General features: G+C 71.9%; 19 protein-coding genes. 10 read left to right on the forward strand and 9 right to left on the reverse strand.

The features are described from left to right. The first annotated feature begins 16 nt into the window (after positions 1-16). Positions 17-640, forward strand: coding sequence for a TetR/AcrR family transcriptional regulator (locus tag ACZ69I_RS32850; RefSeq protein WP_467679534.1), 624 nt, complete (start codon positions 17-19; stop codon positions 638-640). Between the two features lie 63 nt (positions 641-703). On the opposite strand, the gene ACZ69I_RS32855 is transcribed toward ACZ69I_RS32850, so the two are convergent. Continuing rightward, positions 704-1,948, reverse strand: a complete 1,245-nt coding sequence (locus tag ACZ69I_RS32855) for a glycoside hydrolase family 18 protein (RefSeq protein WP_470836231.1) — start codon at positions 1,946-1,948, stop codon at positions 704-706. 346 nt (positions 1,949-2,294) lie between these two features. On the opposite strand from ACZ69I_RS32855, the gene ACZ69I_RS32860 reads away from it, so the two are divergent. Next, complete coding sequence (locus tag ACZ69I_RS32860; protein ID WP_467679538.1) at positions 2,295-3,467, forward strand: acyl-CoA dehydrogenase family protein; 1,173 nt, start codon at positions 2,295-2,297, stop codon at positions 3,465-3,467. Here ACZ69I_RS32860 and ACZ69I_RS32865 read toward each other — a convergent pair. Then, the gene (locus tag ACZ69I_RS32865; protein WP_470836232.1) at positions 3,430-3,867 is read right to left on the reverse strand and encodes a hypothetical protein; all 438 of its coding nucleotides are present in this window, start codon (positions 3,865-3,867) and stop codon (positions 3,430-3,432) included. The two genes, ACZ69I_RS32860 and ACZ69I_RS32865, sit on opposite strands and share 38 nt — an antisense overlap. Positions 3,868-4,088: 221 nt before the next feature. Here ACZ69I_RS32865 and ACZ69I_RS32870 point away from each other — a divergent pair, with 221 nt between their 5' ends. Then, complete coding sequence (locus tag ACZ69I_RS32870; protein WP_470836233.1) at positions 4,089-5,216, forward strand: Rv3169 family protein; 1,128 nt, start codon at positions 4,089-4,091, stop codon at positions 5,214-5,216. Between the two features lie 28 nt (positions 5,217-5,244). Continuing rightward, complete coding sequence (locus ACZ69I_RS32875; RefSeq protein WP_470836235.1) at positions 5,245-6,345, forward strand: phosphotransferase family protein; 1,101 nt, start codon at positions 5,245-5,247, stop codon at positions 6,343-6,345. 10 nt (positions 6,346-6,355) lie between these two features. On the opposite strand, the gene ACZ69I_RS32880 is transcribed toward ACZ69I_RS32875, so the two are convergent. Further along, positions 6,356-6,784: a hypothetical protein gene (locus tag ACZ69I_RS32880; protein ID WP_470836237.1), complete on the reverse strand. Its 429-nt coding sequence runs from the start codon at positions 6,782-6,784 to the stop codon at positions 6,356-6,358. A 223-nt stretch (positions 6,785-7,007) separates the two neighbouring features. Here ACZ69I_RS32880 and ACZ69I_RS32885 point away from each other — a divergent pair, with 223 nt between their 5' ends. The 4 genes from ACZ69I_RS32885 to fxsA all read left to right on the forward strand — a co-directional run bounded on the left by ACZ69I_RS32885 (position 7,008) and on the right by fxsA (position 11,143). Continuing rightward, positions 7,008-7,448 (forward strand): Lrp/AsnC family transcriptional regulator, encoded by a 441-nt coding sequence (locus ACZ69I_RS32885; RefSeq protein WP_150219824.1) that lies wholly within the window; start codon positions 7,008-7,010, stop codon positions 7,446-7,448. A gap of 43 nt (positions 7,449-7,491) precedes the next feature. Beyond that, a complete protein-coding gene (locus tag ACZ69I_RS32890; protein ID WP_470836238.1) occupies positions 7,492-9,141 on the forward strand; it encodes an amidohydrolase in 1,650 nt (549 codons plus the stop codon). A gap of 537 nt (positions 9,142-9,678) precedes the next feature. Then, on the forward strand, positions 9,679-10,470 hold the full coding sequence (locus ACZ69I_RS32895) for a polyprenol monophosphomannose synthase (protein ID WP_467679550.1): 792 nt from the start codon (positions 9,679-9,681) through the stop codon (positions 10,468-10,470). Between the two features lie 94 nt (positions 10,471-10,564). Further along, complete coding sequence (fxsA, locus tag ACZ69I_RS32900; RefSeq protein WP_467679553.1) at positions 10,565-11,143, forward strand: FxsA family membrane protein; 579 nt, start codon at positions 10,565-10,567, stop codon at positions 11,141-11,143. 114 nt (positions 11,144-11,257) lie between these two features. Here fxsA and ACZ69I_RS32905 read toward each other — a convergent pair whose 3' ends face one another. The 4 genes from ACZ69I_RS32905 to yczE form a co-directional block, all read right to left on the reverse strand. Continuing rightward, positions 11,258-11,632 carry an RNA polymerase-binding protein RbpA gene (locus ACZ69I_RS32905; protein ID WP_030360404.1) on the reverse strand — a complete coding sequence of 125 codons (375 nt, stop codon included), beginning with the start codon at positions 11,630-11,632 and terminating at the stop codon, positions 11,258-11,260. 256 nt (positions 11,633-11,888) lie between these two features. After that, positions 11,889-13,247, reverse strand: coding sequence for an MFS transporter (locus ACZ69I_RS32910; protein ID WP_470836239.1), 1,359 nt, complete (start codon positions 13,245-13,247; stop codon positions 11,889-11,891). 46 nt (positions 13,248-13,293) lie between these two features. Then, positions 13,294-14,061 carry a glycerophosphodiester phosphodiesterase gene (locus tag ACZ69I_RS32915; RefSeq protein WP_470836240.1) on the reverse strand — a complete coding sequence of 256 codons (768 nt, stop codon included), beginning with the start codon at positions 14,059-14,061 and terminating at the stop codon, positions 13,294-13,296. After that, the gene (gene yczE, locus ACZ69I_RS32920; protein WP_470836241.1) at positions 14,058-14,750 is read right to left on the reverse strand and encodes a membrane protein YczE; all 693 of its coding nucleotides are present in this window, start codon (positions 14,748-14,750) and stop codon (positions 14,058-14,060) included. The genes ACZ69I_RS32915 and yczE overlap by 4 nt, the downstream gene beginning before the upstream one ends. Positions 14,751-14,852: 102 nt before the next feature. Here yczE and ACZ69I_RS32925 point away from each other — a divergent pair, with 102 nt between their 5' ends. Continuing rightward, positions 14,853-16,352 carry an SCO1417 family PLP biosynthesis transcription factor gene (locus ACZ69I_RS32925; RefSeq protein ID WP_467679566.1) on the forward strand — a complete coding sequence of 500 codons (1,500 nt, stop codon included), beginning with the start codon at positions 14,853-14,855 and terminating at the stop codon, positions 16,350-16,352. Between the two features lie 34 nt (positions 16,353-16,386). On the opposite strand, the gene ACZ69I_RS32930 is transcribed toward ACZ69I_RS32925, so the two are convergent. Further along, positions 16,387-18,018, reverse strand: a complete 1,632-nt coding sequence (locus ACZ69I_RS32930) for a hypothetical protein (RefSeq protein WP_470836243.1) — start codon at positions 18,016-18,018, stop codon at positions 16,387-16,389. Between the two features lie 35 nt (positions 18,019-18,053). Beyond that, positions 18,054-18,248, reverse strand: coding sequence for a hypothetical protein (locus ACZ69I_RS32935; RefSeq protein WP_160503705.1), 195 nt, complete (start codon positions 18,246-18,248; stop codon positions 18,054-18,056). Positions 18,249-18,522: 274 nt separating this feature from the next. Between ACZ69I_RS32935 and ACZ69I_RS32940 the strand changes: the two genes are divergently transcribed. Then, positions 18,523-18,915, forward strand: a complete 393-nt coding sequence (locus tag ACZ69I_RS32940; protein WP_467679572.1) for an ankyrin repeat domain-containing protein — start codon at positions 18,523-18,525, stop codon at positions 18,913-18,915. Positions 18,916-19,029: the final 114 nt, after the last annotated feature.

The raw sequence follows: 19,029 nt of genomic DNA on the forward strand, positions 1-19,029 counted from the left end.
GAGACTAGGGCCGAAATTGAATAATAGTCAACAGCGCGGCAGCGACCGCTCCGCGGCACGTCGCGCCGAACTCATCACCATCGGCCGGAAGCTGTTCGCCGACACGTCCTACGACGCCCTGTCGATGGACGACATCGCGAAGCAGGCGGGCGTCGCCAAAGGGCTGATCTACTACTACTTCAAGTCCAAGCGCGGCTATTACCTCGCGATCATCGAGGACTCCGTCACCGATCTGGTGGCGCGCGCGGGCCGCCACGACGACCTCCCGCCGGTGGAGCGCGTGCAGCGCACGATCGACGGCTACCTGCGGTACGCCGAGCACCACCAGGCGGCGTACCGCACGATCATCAGCGGCGGCGTCGGCTTCGACGCCGAGGTGCACGCCATACGGGACGGCGTGCGGGAGGCGCTGATCACCGCGATCGCCGAAGGGGCGTACGGGCGCAAGGACATACCGCAGCTGGCCCGCACCGCGCTGATCGGCTGGATGTGCGGGGTGGAGGGCGTCACGCTCGACTGGATCGGCCACCGGGAGCTGTCGCGCGAGAGGGTCGGCTCGCTCCTGGTGCGCACCCTCGGGGACACGCTGCGGGTCATCGAGGACTTCGAGCCGTCGTATCCGGCGCCGGCGCACCCCTGAGCCCTGCCACGCGAAAGGGGCGGGAGCCGACCGGCTCCCGCCCCGATTACCGTGTACGGAACGTCAGTTGATGGCCTTGATCAGCTCACCGTTGGACGTGTCCCCGCTGAGCTCCCAGAAGAAGGTGCCGCCGAGGCCCTGCTGGTTCTTGTAGTTCATCTTCCCCGCGATGGTGGCCGGGGTGTCGTAGCTCCACCAGTTGTTCCCGCAGTGCGCGTACGCGGTCCCGCCGACGGTGCCGTTGGCCGGGCACTTGGTCTTCAGCTGCTTGTAGTCGTCGATGCCCTGCTCGTACTTGCCCGCCGCGGGGCCCGTCGCGGTGCCGCCCGGCGCCTTCTGCGTGACGCCCGTCCAGCCGCGGCCGTAGAAGCCGATGCCGAGCAGCAGCTTGTTCGAGGGGACGCCCATGCCCTTGAGCTTCTTGATGGTGGCGTCGGAGTTGTAGCCGTCCTTCGGTATGCCGCTGTAGGAGGTGAGCGGCGAGTGCGGGGCGGTCGGGCCCTTCGCGTCCCAGGCCCCGAAGTAGTCGTACGTCATGGGGTTGTACCAGTCGACGTACTGGGCGGCGCCCGCGTAGTCGGCGGCGTCGAGCTTGCCGCCCGCCGCGGCGTCGGCCGGGATCGCCGAGGTCACGAGGTTGCCGCTGCCGAACTTCGAACGGACCGCGGACATCAGGTTCTTGTACGCCGCACGGCCGCTGGTGTCACAGGTGAGGCCGCAGGTGTTGGGGTACTCCCAGTCGATGTCGATGCCGTCGAAGACATCGGCCCACTTGGAGTTCTCGACCAGGTCGTAGCAGGACTGGGCGAAGGCCGCGGGGTTCTTCGCCGCCTCGGTGAACCCGCCCGACCAGGTCCAGCCGCCGAACGACCAGAGGACCTTGAGGCCGGGGTGCTTCTTCTTCAGCTTGCGCAGCTGGTTGAAGTTGCCGCGCAGCGGCTGGTCCCAGGTGTCGGCCACGCCGTCCACGGACTGGTCCGCGGTGTAGGCCTTGTCGGTCGCCGCGTAGGCGTCGCCCATCGTGCACTTGCCGCCCTGGACGTTGCCGAAGGCGTAGTTGATGTGGGTCAGCTTGGCCGCGGAGCCGGACGTCTCGACGTTCTTGACGTGGTAGTTCCGGTCGTAGACGCCCCACTCGGTGAAGTATCCGACGACCTTGGAACCGGCGGCGACCTTCGTCGCGGTGGACCGGTCCTGCTCGGCGGCGGCGCTGCCCGCGCCGGCCAGCAGTCCCGCGCCGAGGACGGTGCAACAGGCGGTGGCGAGGAGCGCCCGGAACGAGGCGCGGGAGGTGTGCGGTCTGAGCATCGTGTCTCCTCGTGGGGGGAAACCTGGAGGGGGAAGTAGTGCCGTGGACCTGCGTGTGACTTGGCATGAACGCGTTAAGACGTTCGGGGGAACAGTAGGAGGACTAGACCAGTGTGGTCAATGGTTCGTACCAATCGGGCCGCCACGGGCGATCTTCGGCTATCTTTCAAGTAAGCGGTCGTTAACTAGTGACTGGCCGCCGCCGATCGGTCATACTCAACGCGCCACAGCCGCAGGTCAGCTGCCTCCGTGACCCGGAGGAAGAGCCCGGCTCGGCATCGTTTCCCGGCGGCGCCGCCCCACCCAGCGCGGGCGTCCGCCGCAGCCCCACAGGGAGGAGAGCGTCATGCCCGACCACATCGCGCCGTCGGTGGAGCGTCAGCTGCCCACGGATGAGGCCAGGGATCTGCTCTCGCTGGTCCGGGACATAGCCCAGCGCGAGATCGCCCCGAAGGCGGCCGAGGAAGAGGACGCCGGGCGCTTTCCCCGCGAGGTCTTCACGCTGCTCTCCGAATCCGGCCTCCTCGGACTGCCGTACGACGCGGAGTTCGGCGGCGGCGACCAGCCGTACGAGGTCTATCTCCAGGTCCTCGAAGAGCTCGCCGCGGCGCGCCTGACCGTCGGTCTCGGCGTCAGTGTCCACACCCTCTCCTGCCACGCGCTCGCCGGATACGGCACCAAGCAGCAGCAGGCCGACCACCTGCCGGCCATGCTCGGCGGCGGGCTCCTCGGCGCGTACTGCCTGTCCGAGCCCGCGTCCGGCTCCGACGCCGCCTCGCTGCGCACGAAGGCGGTCAGGGACGACGAGGGCTGGGTCATCACCGGCACCAAGGCGTGGATCACGCACGGCGGCATCGCCGACTTCTACACGGTCATGGCCCGCACCGGCGGCGAGGGTCCCCGCGGCGTCACGGCCTTCCTGGTGCCGGGCGACGCCGAGGGGCTGACCGCCGCGGCGCCCGAGAAGAAGATGGGCATGAAGGGCTCGCCCACCTCCCAGATCAACTTCGACGGCGCACGCGTCCCGGACGCGCGCCGCATCGGCGATGAGGGCCAGGGCTTCGCCATCGCCCTCTCCGCGCTCGACTCGGGACGGCTCGGCATCGCGGCCTGCGCCATCGGCGTGGCCCAGGCGGCGCTCGACGAGGCCGTCTCGTATGCCACCGAGCGGCGGCAGTTCGGCCGGCCCATCGCCGACTTCCAGGGGCTGCGTTTCATGCTCGCGGACATGGCGACGCAGATCGAGGCGGGCCGGGCGCTCTATCTGGCCGCGGCAAGGCTCCGCGACGCCGGACGGCCGTTCGCCAAGCAGGCGGCCATGGCCAAGCTGCTGTGCACGGACGCCGCGATGAAGGTGACGACGGACGCCGTGCAGGTCCTCGGGGGGTACGGCTACACCGCGGACTTCCCCGTGGAGCGCCTCATGCGCGAGGCCAAGGTGCTGCAGATCGTCGAGGGCACCAATCAGATCCAGCGCATGGTCATCGCACGTCACCTCGCGGGTCCCGACTCCCGCTGAACCGGCCGTAGTTCACCGGCGGTGGGCCGTAGCTCACCGGCGGTGCCACCAGCCGCGCCCACTCCGGGTCGTGGCGCCCGGGCAGCGTCCTGCCGCGGTCGGCCCAGAGGCGGAGCAGCGTGCCGTAGATCGGCGGGTCCTGGAAGTGCGGCTGCTGGTGGGGGTGCTGGTAGAGCTGGTGCGGTTGTTGATGGGGCTGTTGGTACGCCTGCTGGGGCTGCTGCTGGTAGGCGTACTGGTGCGGCTGATGGTGCGCAGGTGAGTGCGGGTGCGGCGGGGGCTCCTGCGGCCGCTGGGGAACCGATTCTGCGGCGGCGGGCAGCGTCACCAGGGTGCGCCGACGGCGTCCGGTGGGGAACTGGGCCGGGCCCGTCTCGGTACCCGTGTCCGTGGGGGTCATGCCGGACCAACGGCGCCCGCCGCGCGGAGGTCACCGTCCCGGAGAATCGAGCGTCTGTGCCCGGCGTGCCCGTACGGCCCATCGGGCGCACGGGCGGCCGCGGCGCGCGGGTCGCGCGCGTGTATGGCTCCGCCTCGACAACTGACGTACCGTCAACTCCGCGTCGGAGGCCACCACCGCCCCGGCTGCCCTGAACTGCCGTGCAACCAGGGAGGTTTGACGTGGCAGACGACCGTCCGGTCCCGCTCGACGAATACCCCGTGCACCAGGTCCCCCTGTCGATGAAGCACGTCGCGACAGGCGACCGCAACGCCTATGACCGCTGCATCTTCCACCTCTTCGACCACCGGGGCCGCGCCCTGCTCATCCTCGGCCTCGGGGTCTATCCGAACACCGGTGTCATCGACGCGTACGCCACGCTGCGTACCGGGGACACGCTCCACGCCGTACGGGCCAGTGACGCCCTCGGCGAGGACCGGATGAACCTCCGCGTCGGCCCGCTGCGCATCACCGTGGACGAGCCGCTGCGCCGCATCCGGCTCGCATGCGCCGCCGACCCGGCCGACCCCGCCTCCCTCTCGTACGACCTCACCTGGACCGCCGACTTCCCCGCCCTGTGGGAGCCGCACCACGTCCAGCGCCGCGGCGACCGGCTCACCCTCGAAGGGCGCCGCTTCGTGCAGGCGGGACGGCCCTGCGGTGTGATCCGCGCGGGCGGCGAGGAGACCGTCGTGGCACCGGGGGAGTGGACCGCGACCCGCGACCGCAGCTGGGGCGTGCGGCCCATCCCCGGTGAGGAACGCGGGCTCCTGGAGGAGGAGTTCGCCACCGAGGGCTTCCACTGGATCTGGTGTCCGGTCCGCTTCGACGACCGGTTCCTCATGGTCATCGCCCAGGAGGACGCCGACGGCTACCGCACCCTCAACGACGCCACGCTCGTGCGGCCCGGCCTGCGCGACCGCCAACTCGGCTGGCCGCAGGCCGACATCGTCTACCGCTCAGGCACCCGGCACCCCGAGCGCGCCGTCATCCACCTCACCGACCCCGACGACCGCAAGCCCCTGGAGCTCGGCGTGCGGGTCCTCGCCTCGCTGCCGCTCGCCGTGGGCGCCGGCTACCCGCCCGCCGACGACTGGCAGCACGGCACGTGGCGCGGCCGCGACTGGACCGACCGCCGCACCTACGACCTGTCGGACCCCGCCGCCCACCCCCTGGCCGCCTACGGCGTCATCGACCACGCGGCACGCTTCACCCTGAACGGGCAGACGGGATACGGCATTTTCGAACACGGCAGCTTCGGCCGTCACGACCCGAGCGGCTTCACCGGCTTCGACTCCGTGGCACCCTGAGCCACCGGCAGGAGGGAGGAGTACGCACATGGCAACGGCACCCCGCCCCCGCACCACCACCCGCGAACCGGAGGACCTCGCCCGCCGCCTCACCGCCTGGCTCGAACGGCGCCTGCCCGGCGCCAAGGCGGTCGACGTGACCGTACCCGAGTCCAACGGCATGTCCAGCGAGACCCTGCTCCTCACCGTCGAACACCCCGAACCGCCGCTCAGGAGCTGCGCGTTGCGCGTGGCGGCCGACCCGGCGGCGTACACGGTCTTCCCCGTCTACGACATGCCGCGCCAGTACCGCACGATGCGGCTCGTCGCCGAGCACAGCGACCTGCCGGTGCCCCGCGTGCTCTGGCTGGAAGAGGACCCCGGTCCGCTCGGCGCGCCCTTCTTCGTCATGGAGCGGGTCGACGGCCGTGTCCCGCCGGACGTCATGCCCTATACGTACGAGGGCAATTGGCTGCACGCGGCGACCGACACCGAACGCGCCCGCCTCGAAGAGGCGTCGATACGGATCCTCGCCCACCTGCACGACCAAGTGCCGCCGGGCGCCGCCGACTTCCTCGCGCTGCCCGGCGAGGGCAGCGCGCTGCGCCGCCACGTCACGGCCCAACGCGCCTACTACGAGTGGGTGGTGAGCGGACTGCCGCGCTCACCCGTCATCGAGAGCGCCTTCGACCGGCTCGAAGAGCTGTGGCCGCAGGACACGGGTGAGTCCGTCCTCAACTGGGGCGACGCGCGCATCGGGAACATCATCTACGACGGCTTCGAGCCGGCCGCCGTCCTCGACTGGGAGATGGCGTCGCTCGCCCCGCGCGAGGTGGACCTCGGCTGGATGGTCTATCTGCACCGCTTCTTCCAGGACCTGACGGTGAGTTTCGGCCAGCCGGGACTGCCGGACTTCCTGCGCCGCGACCGCATCGAGGAGGCCTACGCCCGGTTCACCGGGCACACGCCGCGCGACATGGACTTCTACACGCTGTACGCGGCGCTGCGGCACGCGATCGTCATGCTCCGCGTCGCCTACCGGCAGGTCCACTTCGGCGAGGCCGCCGTGCCCCGGAGCGCGGAGGTCGCGGACACGCTGATCCTGCACCACGGCAGTCTGGCCGCCATGGTGCAGGGCAGCTACTGGTGAATCCGGCGGGTCAGGCGGCGGGCCGGTCCTGGCGGGGCACCCGCATGGGGCGCGAGCCCGGCCCGTTCACGTGCGAGAACGGCTGGGTCCGCCAGTCGAGCCCCTGAGGGAGCGTCAACAGCAGGGCGGTGTCCTGCTCCTGAACCTCCGTCGACTCGTCGGCGGGCTCCGCGTCGGCGGCGTCCCGGCCGGTGCCGGCGCAGACCGTCAGGCCGAACGGGTTCCACGGAGTCGCGCACAGCGCGTGCTCGGGCAGCACGTCCTCGTCCGCGAGGAGCGCGATGGGCTGCCCGCAGTCGGGGCAGTTCACCCGGTACATCTCGAAGGTGTCGTAGGAGTCGAGAAAGGCGTCTGCCGGTTCGACGCCCTCCGGCTCGGGCTCGGCGGCCGACTGCTGCTTGGCGCGGGCAGACCGGCCGGGGCGCTTCAAATTCTGCATGGGAATCTCCCCCTCGGGTGGGCCGACAAGGCGCTGCGGCCTCGACCACAGCAAGCACTTCCCGTCCCGTCGTGGGGGTAATCGTTGCATCCCGTCGGACACGGTCACAGCACTGTGGTATTCGTCACATGCCGCGTGGAGTTGCCCGGTCGCGGGGAGGCGAGGGGGTCACCTCCGGGCGCTCAGGTATCCGGAGGGATCAAGAGCCCTGTAGGTTCGCCGCATGGAGGAGCTGGACCGACAGATCGTGCAGCTGCTCGTCAAGGACGGGCGGATGAGCTACACCGACCTGGGCAAGGCCACGGGCCTGTCCACGTCGGCCGTGCACCAGCGCGTGCGCCGCCTGGAGCAGCGGGGCGTCATCCGCGGGTACGCGGCGGTCGTCGACCCCGAGGCGGTCGGCCTGCCGCTCACCGCGTTCATCTCGGTGAAGCCCTTCGACCCCAGTGCCCCCGACGACATCGCCGACCGGCTCGCGGGCGTCCCCGAGATCGAGGCGTGCCACAGCGTGGCGGGCGACGAGAATTACATCCTCAAGGTCCGCGTCGCCACCCCGCTGGAGCTGGAGCACCTGCTCAGCCGCCTGCGGGCGCTCGCCGGTGTCTCCACCCGCACGACGGTCGTCCTCTCCACCCCGTACGAGGCGCGCCCGCCCCAGGTGTGACCCCCGCGTCGGCCGCCCGCCGGCAGGGGCGAGACTGGTGCCCATGAGCCAGAGCACCGCCCCCGGGAACGACCCCCAGGATCCATCGAACCACCGCACCGTGCTGCTGCGCGGCGGCGACGTCCACAGCCCCGCCGATCCGTTCGCGACCGCGATGGTCGTCGAACGCGGACACGTCGCCTGGGTCGGCTCCGAAGGCGCCGCGGACGCCTTCGCCGACGGCGTCGACGAGGTCGTCGACCTGGCGGGCGCCCTGGTCACCCCGGCGTTCACGGACGCCCACGTGCACACCACGGCCACCGGCCTCGCCCTGACGGGACTGGACCTGACCCGGGCCGGTTCGCTGGCCGACGCACTCGTTCTCGTCCGCGAACACGCCGCCGCGCGACCGCACGACACCGTCCTCCTGGGACACGGCTGGGACGCCTCCCGCTGGCCCGGCGGCCGCCCGCCCACGCGCGCGGAGCTCGACGAGGCGGCCGGCGGCCGGCCGCTCTACCTCTCCCGCATCGACGTCCACTCGGCGGTCGTCACCACCGCGCTGCTCGACCTCGTGCCCGGCGTCACCGAGCGCACCGGCTACCGCCCGGACGCCCCGCTGACCGCCGACGCCCACCACGGGGTGCGCGCCGCGGCGCTCGCCGCCGTGACCCCGCACCAGCGCACGGAGGCCCAGCGCGCCGCGCTCGCGCACGCCGCCTCGCTCGGCATCGGCTCCGTGCACGAGTGCGGGGGCCCCGAGATCTCCGACGAGGACGACTTCACCGGGCTGCTGCGGCTCGCCGCCGAGGAGGCGGGTCCGCGCGTCGTCGGCTACTGGGCGGAACAGGACGTCGAGCGGGCCCGGGACCTCGGCGCGGCCGGCGCCGCGGGCGACCTCTTCGTCGACGGCGCCCTCGGCTCGCACACCGCCTGCCTGCACGAGCCGTACGCGGACTCGGCCGCCGCCCGCACCGGCACCGCCCACCTGGACGCCGCGGCCGTCGCCGCCCACGTCGCCGCGTGCACGGAGGCGGGCCTCCAGGCGGGCTTCCACGCCATCGGGGACGCCGCGGTGACCGCGGTGGTCGACGGCGTGCGCGCGGCCGCGGAGAAGGTCGGCACGGCCCGCGTGCGCGCCGCCCGGCACCGGATCGAGCACGCCGAGATGCTCACCCCCGAGACCATCGCCGCCTTCGCCGAGTTCGGCCTCACCGCGTCCGTCCAGCCCGCCTTCGACGCGCTGTGGGGCGGCGAGGACGGCATGTACGCCCAGCGGCTCGGTGCCGAGCGGGCCCGCACCCTCAACCCGTACGCGGCCCTCCTGCGCACCGGCGTGCCCCTCGCCTTCGGCTCCGACAGCCCCGTCACCCCGCTGGACCCGTGGGGCACCGTGCGGGCCGCCGCCTTCCACCGGACGCCCGAGCACCGCGTCTCCGTGCGGGCCGCGTTCACCGCCCACACCCGCGGCGGCTGGCGGGCCGTCGGCCGCGACGACGCGGGCACGCTGGTGCCGGGCGCCCCCGCGGACTACGCCGTGTGGCGCACCGACGACCTGGTGGTGCAGGCCCCCGACGACCGGGTGGCACGCTGGTCGACCGATCCGCGCTCCGGTACGCCGGGTCTGCCCGACCTGTCGCCCGGCGCCGATCTGCCCGTCTGCCTGCGCACGGTGGTGGGCGGCCGGCCGGTGTTCGTGCGGCCGGAAGAGTGATGTACCGGCGGTGCGCGCCGCGGATCGCGCCCCCGTGCGGCGACGCACGACCTGGGAATCCTCGGCGCTGACCTGGCCGCTTTCGAAGTCGCCGCAGTTCAGCGGGGTATTGACAGAGAGCCGCCGTGGGCCGGTAGGTTCGGCCGGGTCCACCACAGGACGTCAGACCGGCGAACCTCCACGCAGTCGTCGAACGCCGCTGGGTCACGGGTGGTGTGCCGCACCGGCGCACCACCACTGGGAGCCAGGTCCAGCGCCCGCGACGCGGAGGCGAGGGAACGTATCAGCCGGTCGGCAGGTGTGACCCGGGTGGGGCCCGGACGCTCAGTAGACAACGGCTTTCGGTCGATCCGCAGCCAGCGGGTCCCAGGCCGGCCCGAAGGGCGCCGGGCCCCGATCCGCTGTACGTTCCGCCCTCGCGAAGCCCCGCTTCCCGCCTCCTTCGGCGGGTGCTCGCGGCCCCGACGTCCGTGCCGCGACTGCGCCGCAGGCCGGGGCCACTATGGTGGTCCTCTGCGTACGAACGAAGGGGCAGTAGTGAACGACGGCGGTCGGGTCTCCGAAGCAGGGGACCAGGGGAGGCAGTTCGGCTCGCTCGGCACGGCCTTGGTGATCATTCCGACCTACAACGAGGCGGAGAACATCCAGTCCATCGTCGGCCGGGTGCGTGCCTCCGTGCCGGACGCGCACATCCTGGTCGCCGACGACAACAGCCCCGACGGCACCGGCAAGATCGCCGACGAGCTCGCGGCCGGGGACGAGTCGGTCCACGTGCTGCACCGCAAGGGCAAGGAAGGGCTCGGCGCCGCCTACCTCGCGGGCTTCCGCTGGGGCCTCGACAACGACTACGGCGTGCTCGTCGAGATGGACGCCGACGGCTCCCACCAGCCGGAGGAGCTGCCCCGGCTGCTCACCGCGCTGAAGGGCGCCGACCTCGTGCTCGGCTCGCGCTGGGTGCCGGGCGGCCGGGTCGTCAACTGGCCCAAGCACCGCGAGTTCATCTCCCGCGGCGGCAGCACGTACTCGCGTCTGCTGCTCGACGTGCCCATCCGCGACGTGACGGGCGGCTACCGCGCCTTCCGCCGCGAGACCCTGGAGGGGCTCGGCCTCGGCGAGGTCGAGTCGCAGGGGTACTGCTTCCAGGTCGACCTGGCGCGCCGCGCAGTCAAGGCGGGCTACCACGTCGTCGAGGTGCCCATCACGTTCGTCGAGCGCGAGCTCGGGGACAGCAAGATGAGCCAGAACATCGTGGTCGAGGCGCTGTGGCGGGTCACCGCCTGGGGCGTGGGGGAGCGCGTCGGCAAGGTCATCGGCCGCAAGCAGCTCTGAGGGGCGGTGGGTGCGCGGCCGGTACCGGCCGCGGCCGGGCTTCTTGATCATCCCCCTTATCCCGGACTGAGGTGCCGCCAGGCACACTGGGAGCATGACGACTGGCGCACCGCCTCCCACCAGACCTGCCCGGCCCCGGCGCTCCGGGCCCCTGAGGTACCTGCCGCTCGGGATCGCCGCGTGGCTGGTCCTGGAAATCTGGCTGCTCACCGTCGTGGCGGGCGCCACGAGCGGGCTCGTGGTCTTCCTGCTCCTCGTGGGCGGCCTGGTGCTCGGCTCCGCCGTGATCAAGCGCGCGGGGCGCAGGGCCTTCCGCAAGCTCAGCGAGGCGGTGCAACAGCAGCAGCGGACGGGCGTGGCGCCTGCCCAGGAGAGCGGGGGCGGCGGCGCCCTCACGATGCTGGGTGGGCTGCTGATCATCCTGCCCGGACTGATCTCGGACGCCCTGGGGCTGATCCTGCTGGTTCCGCCGGTCCAGAAGGCGCTCGGGCGGTACGCGGAGCGGACCTTCGAGCGCAAGGTGCGCGAGGCGACGCCCGGCGGCCTCGGGGACGCCTTCCAGCAGGCGCGCATGCACCGCCCCGACGGCAACGTGGTGCAGGGCGAGGTCATCAGGAACGACGAGCCCGCCCCGCGCGGCACGCGCCCGGACGACCCGCAGCTGCCGCGCTGAGAGAGCGCGCGAAGAGGGGCGGGGCCGCAGCTTCAGCTGCGGCCCCGCCCCTCTTCGTACTGCTTGTACTGCGTGGTGCTGTACTGCGTTTGTGCGGTGTGCGGACGGCCGCCGTCAGGCGGACTTCCTGCTGTCGCGCGGGTGCACCGCGATGTTCATGGCGCCCGACCGGAGGACCGCGAGGCGCTCCTCCAGGACCTCTTCGAGTTCCTCTCGGGTACGGCGCTCCATGAGCATGTCCCAGTGCGTACGCGCCGGCTTGCCCTTCTTCTCCTCAGGTCCGTCGCCGTCTACCAGGAGTGCCTGGGCCCCGCAGACCTTGCACTCCCACTCCGGCGGGATCTCCGCCTCGACCGAGAACGGCATCTCGAAACGATGTCCGTTCTGGCATGCGTACTCCACGGCCTGGCGCGGAGCCAGGTCGATGCCGCGGTCGGTCTCGTAGCTTGTCACCACGAGTCGCGTACCGCGAAGAGCTCGCTCACTCATGAATCGTGCCTCCCGGGCTTGTCGCCCACAGGACAGGTGTCGCTGTCGTCGTCATCCGGTCAACGTCCGGTCGGCGGTAAAGATTCCCGTTCAGGGTCATGCGTCGCCGTCGTATGCCGCCCCTTGTTGTACCCACCAGTGCCCGGTTTGTCACATCTGGCAGCAGATGTCACCCAGCGTTTCTGATTCTTCAGCTCGCAGTAACGGTCCGCCTGGTAGGCCAAACGCGTACACTACCGGCCTTTGCCTTCAGTTGCTAAATCCGATGCGGCACGGGATTGCCCGCGTCGCGCACCGCACGCCGTACGGGTACCCGCGACAACAGGACGAAACCCATCAAAAAGAACACGACGAGCGAGACGATCGCGTCCCGGTAACTTCCCGTGAGCTGATAGGTGAGGCCGAAGATCAACGGTCCGAGCCAGGCCATGCCCCGGTCGCTGATCTCGTACGCGGAGAAGTACTCGGCCTCCTTGCCGCGCGGCACCAGATGCGAGAACAGCGAACGGGACAGGGCCTGCGTGCCACCGAGGACCAGACCGATGCCCGCGGCGAGGACGAAGAACCACGCGGGCGCGCCGGCGGGCAGGAAGTAGCCGGCCCCGATCGTCACCGTCCAGGCGGCGAGGGAGCCGAGGATGGTGCGCTTCGCGCCGTACGTCCGGGCGAGTCGTCCCATGCCCAGCGCCCCGGCGACCGCGAGGAGCTGCACGAGCAGGACCGCGACGATCAGCGTGGACTGTTGGAGGCCCAGCTCCTGCGAGCCGTAGACGGAGGCCTGCGAGATCACGGTCTGGACCCCGTCGTTGTAGACGAGGTACGCCAGCAGGAACGCGAGGGTGTGGGGGTGGCGGCGCATGTCCCGCACCGTCTCCCGCAGCTGCCGCAGGCCCCCGCGGGCCGGCGCGCCCGCCTCGCGCGGCGGCGCCCCGCGGTCCCGCAGCCGCTTCAGGGGTACGAGGGTGAAGGCGCCCCACCACACGCCCGCCGAGGCCAGGCAGATCCGGACCGCGGTCGCCTCCGAGACGCCGAAGCCGTCGTGGCCGAGGAAGAGCACGAGGTTCGCCACCAGGACGAGGGCGCCCGCCGCGTAGCCGAAGGCCCAGCCGCGCGAGGAGACCGCGTCGCGCTCCTCCGGAGGGGCGATCTGCGGCAGGTAGGAGTTGTAGAGCACCATCGAGACGGCGAGCGAGGCGTTGGCGACGATCAGCAGGAGGCCGCCGAGGAGATAGCGGTCGCCGTCCAGGAAGAGCATGCCCGCGGTGGCCGCCGCCCCCAGGTACGCGGCGGCCGCGAGGAGCGGCTTCTTGCGGCCGGAGCGGTCGGCGGCCGCCCCCGCCAGCGGCATGACGAAGACCGACACGATCACCGAAGCGGAGACCGTGTACGCGAAGAAGGATCCCGCGCGGACCGGGATGCCCAGCGGGTGCACGTACCCCTCCGGGTCCGCGGCCGCCTTGGCGATCTCCGTGAGATAGGGCCCGAGGAACACCGTCAGGACGCTCGTCGAATAGACCGAGCACGCCCAGTCGTAGAAGTACCAGCCCCGCTGCTCGCGCCGTCGTTCGGCGACCGCGTCGTCGGCCGCCCCTGCCTTCACGGTGTCGGTGCCCACCCGTGACCTCGCTGTTCCCCGTGGTGCGACGCCGCATCCGGGTCGGTCAGACCCAGGTCCCCCGGTCCTTGAGCACCCCGCGCAGCGTCTCGATGTGATCGGAAACTATGCCATCCACCCCCAGGTCGAGCAGGGCCGTCATCCGCTCCGGGTCGTTGACCGTCCACACGTGGACCTGGAGTCCGCGCGCGTGGGCCGCGCGCACGAAGCGGTGGTCGACCACCCGGATCCTGCCGTGCGTCTCGGGCACCTGGGCGCAGACCGCGGAGCGGCGCAGGGCGGCGGGCACTCCGTAGGACAGCATCCGCAGCGCCGCCACACCCCGGGTGCCCAGGGAGGTGGCCAGGCGCGGGCCCGCCAGGCGCTGGGCCCTGGCCACGCGCGCCTCGGAGAACGAGCCGACGCAGACCCGGTCCCAGGAACCGGTGCGGCGGATCAGGTCGAGCAGCGGCAGGAGGGCGGGCTCCGCCTTGACGTCGACGTTCCAGCGCACCTCGGGGAACGACTCCAGGAGCTCCTCGAAGAGCGGCACCGGCTCGCTGCCCGCCACGCGCGCGTGGCGCACCTCGCTCCAGGGGAGGTCGATGATGCGGCCCGCGGCGTCGGTCACCCGGTCCAGCGTCGTGTCGTGGAGGGCGACGAGCCGGCCGTCGGCCGTGGCGTGCACATCGGTCTCGATGTAGCGGTAGCCGAGGTCGACGGCGCGCCGGAAGGCCGCGGCGGTGTTCTCCAGGCCGTCCGCCGCGCCGCCGCGGTGGGCGAGGGCGAGCGGGCCCGGATGATCGAGGTAGGGGTGGCGTACGCGCGGGGTCACCGCTGCAGTATCGCCTGCTCCGAGGGACCGCCCGCGGCCACGATCTGTCCGGCGCCGGCTGCGGGGGCCGACGTGGGGACGGCGAAGCGGCGCAGGAAGAACTGGGCGAGCGGGCCGATCGCCAGCGCGTAGAGCACCGTGCCCACGCCCACCGTGCCGCCGAGCGCGAAGCCCGTGGCGACGACGGCCACCTCGATCGAGGTCCGGATCAGGCGGATGGAGCGCCCGGTGCGGGCGTGCAGGCCGGTCATCAGGCCGTCCCGGGGGCCCGGGCCGAAGGCGGCGGTGATGTAGAGCCCGGTCGCCACTCCGTTGAGGGCGATCCCGGCGGCCAGCAGCGGAACGCGGACGGCGAGCGCCTGCGCGTCCGGAAGGAGCGCCAGGGTGGCGTCCATCGCCAGGCCGCAGACGAACACGTTCGACACCGTGCCGAGCCCGGGGCGCTGGCGGAGCGGGATCCAGAGCAGCAGCACCGCGGCGCCCACCACGATCGAGACGGTGCCGATGGAGAGACCGGTCAGCTCGGCGAGGCCCTGGTTGAGCACGTTCCACGGCTCGGGGCCCAGGCCCGCGGCGACCATGAGCGCCGAGCTCGCGCCGTACAGGGCGAGACCCGCGTACAGCCGGACCAGCCGTCTCGCGAGGCGCGGCTGCGCGCGTGGCTTTGTGCGTGGCTTCGTGCCGAACAAGGAACGCTCCCCCGTGTAGTGCTGGTGGCCCGACACATGACACCCTGTGGCTTGATACAGGACCGCAACCATGGCCAATTCGGGGAAGGTGGACTGGGAGTCATGGCTCAGTGGACTTCAGCGATGGGTTCGACACAGCTCGCCCGCCTTCTCGCCTCCCAGCAGGACCGTCCCGTGGGCACCGGCACCCGCCGACCGCCCGCCTACCGCGCCCTCGCCGACGGCATCCGACTCCTCGTCCTCGAAGGCCGTGTCCCGGTCGCCGCACGGCTGCCCGCCGAGCGCGAACTCGCCCTCGCCCTCGCCGTCAGCCGCACCACGGTGGCCGCCGCCTATGAGGCGCTGCGCACCGAGGGCTTCCTGGAGTCCCGCAGGGGAGCCGGCAGCTGGACCGCTGTCCCGGCCGGAAATCCCCTCCCCGCGCGCGGGCTCGAACCGCTGCCGCCCGAGGCGCTCGGCTCCATGATCGACCTGGGCTGTGCCGCGCTGCCCGCGCCCGAGCCCTGGCTCACCCGTTCCGTCCAGGGCGCCCTCGAAGCCCTCCCGCCGTACGCCCACACGCACGGCGACTACCCCGCCGGTCTGCCCGCGCTGCGAGAGATGCTCGCCGAGCGCTACACCGCGCGCGGGATCCCCACCATGCCCGAACAGATCATGGTGACCACCGGTGCGATGGGTGCCATCGACGCGATCTGTCATCTCTTCGCGGGCCGTGGCGAACGCATCGCCGTGGAGTCCCCTTCGTACGCCAACATCCTCCAGCTGATGCGGGAGGCGGGCGCCCGTCTGGTGCCCGTCGCCATGGCCGAGGGGCTGCAGGGCTGGGACATGGACCGCTGGCGCCAGGTCCTGCGCGACGCGGCGCCCCGGCTCGCCTACGTCGTCGCGGACTTCCACAACCCCACGGGCGCACTCGCCGACGAGGACCAGCGCAGGCAGCTCGTGGAGGCGGCGCGTTCGGCGGGCACGGTGCTCGTCGTCGACGAGACCATGAGTGAACTCGGGCTCGACGAGGACCTCGCCATGCCGCGGCCCGTCTGCGGGTTCGATCCGGCGGGCTCCACCGTCATCACGGTCGGCTCGGCGAGCAAGGCGTTCTGGGCGGGGATGCGCATCGGCTGGGTGCGGGCCGCGCCCGACGTGATCCGCAGCCTCGTCGCGGCGCGTGCGTACGCCGACCTCGGCACCCCGGTCCTCGAACAGCTCGCCGTGAACTGGCTCCTGAACACCGGTGGTTGGCAGGCCGCCGTGGACGTGCGCAGGGAGCAGGCCAAGGAGAACCGCGACGCGCTGGTCGCGGCCGTCCGCCGCGAGCTGCCCGACTGGGAGTTCGAGGTGCCCAGGGGTGGCCTGACCCTGTGGGTGCGCACCGGGGGTCTCTCCGGGTCGCGGCTCGCGGAGGTGGGCGAGCGGGTGGGAGTGCGGGTTCCGTCGGGGCCGCGCTTCGGCGTGGACGGCGCCTTCGAGGGGTATGTGCGGCTGCCGTTCACCGTCGGGGGAGCGGTGGCCGACGAGGCGGCGGCGCGGTTGGCCGCGGCGGCCCGCCTGGTGGAGACGGGCGCGGGTGCGGGGGCGCAGGTCACACATCCCTTTGTGGCGTGAGGCCTGCCCCCTGGTGACGGGTGTCTGCTGACGTTCAGCCCTCCGCCGGTACGGGCTCCGCCTCCGCGGACCGCGGGACCGTGTCCGCGGGGACCGGCTCCGCCTCCGTGGCCTCGGGAAGGGGCTCCGTAGCCATGGTGTCCGCCGCGTCCGGCGGGGTGATGGGCTCGGGCAGGAGCTCAAGGACCGCCTGGCGGTGCGCCTCGCTGGTCGCGTCGTCGTACGGGTCGGGGGTCGCGGGCACCTGGAGGCGGTGCACCTGCCCCGTGCCGAGGCGCGCGTAGCCGCGGCCCGGCGGGACGTCCGACGCGGGGGTCGTGTGCGGCGGCGCCCCGAGGACCTCCTCCAACTGGTCGATGGCGGCGGGCCCGAGCAGCACGCGCGCGCGTGTGTGCTGGTGCACGGCGTCGCTCAGCGCTTCCAGGTTGTCCAGCTGGTCCGCCACCACGACCGTCACATTGGCCGCCCTGCCGTGCCGCAGCGGGACCTGCAGCAGTGACTGGGGGTCCCTGCGTCCGTCGGCCGCGGCGAGGTGGCCGAAGGCGCTCGGACGGTCGAGGAGGAGCCACAGGGGGCGCTTGGTGTCCTCCGGCGGCGGGTGGCCCGCCTGCCGGGCGCGGTTCGCCGAGATGAGCCGCCGTTCGGTCTCGTGCGCCGCCCATTCGAGACTGGCGAGGGCGCCGGTGAGCCCGCACTCGACGGCGAGGACCCCGCCGCGGCCGGTCAGACAGGCGTAGTCCCCGGTGCCGCTGCCCTCGACGATGAGGATGTCGCCGTACTGCAGGGCCTGCAGGGCGATGGAGCGCAGCAGTGTCGTCGTGCCGCTGCCCGGCTGGCCCGCGATGAGCAGATGGGGCTCGGTGGAGCGGGTTCCGGTGCGCCAGACGACGGGGGGCACGTCGCGCTGCTCCGTGCCGTCGGTCACCGGCAGGGTGCGCTGGACGCCGGTCTCGTCGGTGAACCCGAGGACGGTCTCTCCGGGGGCGGTAACGAAGCGCTGGGCGGCGATGTCGGTGGGCAGCGGCGGCAGCACCGAGACGGTGAGCTGGTTGCTCTCCTCGTCCCACGCGAAGTGGTATTCGCGGCCGCGGCCCGACTTGGCGTGCAGCAACTGTTCGATCCGCGCGCGGGACTCGGCCTCGCCGTCCGTGAAGTACGCGGGGTAGCGCACCACGAGCCGGGAGATCCGGCCCGTGTCGTCGAACTCGTAGTCGCCGAGGGCCTTGTCCCATTCGCCGCCGTACGCGAAGAGCGGGGCCGGGTCCTCGGGGACGGAGAAGTACGGGACGAGTGCTTCGTAGAGGGACTGCAACCGCTGGACCTGCGTCTCGTCCGGGCCGTCCGGCTCCGGAGCGGTGCGCTCGCGGCCCGTCCACGCGGCCGCCGCCATCAGGGAGGCGGCGGCGAGCAGCGGCCCGTAGGGGACGAGCGCCACGACCAGGATCACGGAGGCCACCAGGAACAGCAGGGGACCGCGCTTGTCCTTGGGGGTGTCGGTCCATCTGCGCCGGCCGGCGGCCGCCAGCCGGCGCAGTCCCCGAGCGATCGTGATCAGCGGGTGGAGGACGTCGGTGGCGTTGTCGGCGGCCGACCGTGCCAGCTCCCGGCTCCGGGCGATGGATGCGGTGCCGTTGCTCAGAATGCGGGGGAGGGGGCGCCTTGCCACGTCTGTCTCCTGGAGGTGCGGACGAAAAGCGGGTGTCAGAACTTGATCCCGCCCAGGAGGCTCGCCAGGCTCGCGCTGCCGGCCTTGATGCTCGGGGCGATGGCGGTGCCCGCCATGAAGAAGCCGAAGAGCGCGCAGACCACCGCGTGCGACGCCTTGAGTCCGTCCTTGCGGAAGAAGAGGAAGACGATGATTCCGAGCAGCACGACGCCCGAGATGGAAAGGATCATGACGGTTCTCCTGGTTGGTGGGGACAGTCACCGTGAGTTCTTCCAGGTTCACAGCATGTATCCATACGATAAAAGGTGCAAATGGGTTAATTAATGGGGATTTCGCCTGAATGGCGTACCCCTTACGGGTTGGATGGGAGCCGGTCATCGCGGCCCCCGCTCCCGCCGTGATCTTTGCCTCGGGTGGGCCGCGTCATGTGTCCACCGGGGCAGTACCCTGTCGATTCACTCGTACGGCTGCACCGGCAGCGCACCCAGAAAGGCGGACGCCCCCATGAGCGAAGCCCCCGACCCCGAGGTCGTGGAGCTGGCGACCAAGATCTTCGATCTGGCCCGCCAGGGGGACGCCGCGGCGCTCGCCGCCTACGTCGACGCGGGCGTCCCGGCGAACCTCACGAACGACAGCGGCGACTCACTGGTGATGCTGGCGGCCTACCACGGGCACGCCGGTGCGGTCCGTTCCCTCGTGGAGCGCGGCGCGGACACCAACCGCGCCAACGACCGCGGGCAGACGCCGCTCGCCGGTGCGGTCTTCAAGGGCGAGGACGAGGTGGTCCGGGCCCTCCTGGACGGCGGCGCGGATCCGGCCGCGGGGACGCCGTCGGCGGTCGACACCGCCCGGATGTTCGGAAAGGCGGAGCTGCTCCAGCTGTTCGGGGCCGCCTGAACCGGGTACCTGACCAGCAGCAACGGGGGCGCTGGAAATGTGGTCGCGGCGGAGCTGACCGCCGGGTCATCATGACGACGTGATTCACGGACGCGACGGCGGGGCAGATGGTGC

The sequence above is a fragment of the Streptomyces sp. NPDC036815 genome (genome assembly GCF_055609205.1).

Coding starts and splice junctions, on each gene's coding strand:
- ACZ69I_RS32935 (WP_160503705.1), bottom strand. CDS start 18,248: ATGATCCTTTCCATCTCGGGCGTCGTGCTGCTCGGAATCATCGTCTTC.
- ACZ69I_RS32940 (WP_467679572.1), top strand. CDS start 18,523: ATGAGCGAAGCCCCCGACCCCGAGGTCGTGGAGCTGGCGACCAAGATC.
- ACZ69I_RS32865 (WP_470836232.1), bottom strand. CDS start 3,867: ATGACCCCCACGGACACGGGTACCGAGACGGGCCCGGCCCAGTTCCCC.
- ACZ69I_RS32925 (WP_467679566.1), top strand. CDS start 14,853: ATGGCTCAGTGGACTTCAGCGATGGGTTCGACACAGCTCGCCCGCCTT.
- ACZ69I_RS32875 (WP_470836235.1), top strand. CDS start 5,245: ATGGCAACGGCACCCCGCCCCCGCACCACCACCCGCGAACCGGAGGAC.
- ACZ69I_RS32890 (WP_470836238.1), top strand. CDS start 7,492: ATGAGCCAGAGCACCGCCCCCGGGAACGACCCCCAGGATCCATCGAAC.
- fxsA (WP_467679553.1), top strand. CDS start 10,565: ATGACGACTGGCGCACCGCCTCCCACCAGACCTGCCCGGCCCCGGCGC.
- ACZ69I_RS32855 (WP_470836231.1), bottom strand. CDS start 1,948: ATGCTCAGACCGCACACCTCCCGCGCCTCGTTCCGGGCGCTCCTCGCC.
- ACZ69I_RS32880 (WP_470836237.1), bottom strand. CDS start 6,784: ATGCAGAATTTGAAGCGCCCCGGCCGGTCTGCCCGCGCCAAGCAGCAG.
- ACZ69I_RS32860 (WP_467679538.1), top strand. CDS start 2,295: ATGCCCGACCACATCGCGCCGTCGGTGGAGCGTCAGCTGCCCACGGAT.
- ACZ69I_RS32885 (WP_150219824.1), top strand. CDS start 7,008: ATGGAGGAGCTGGACCGACAGATCGTGCAGCTGCTCGTCAAGGACGGG.
- ACZ69I_RS32905 (WP_030360404.1), bottom strand. CDS start 11,632: ATGAGTGAGCGAGCTCTTCGCGGTACGCGACTCGTGGTGACAAGCTAC.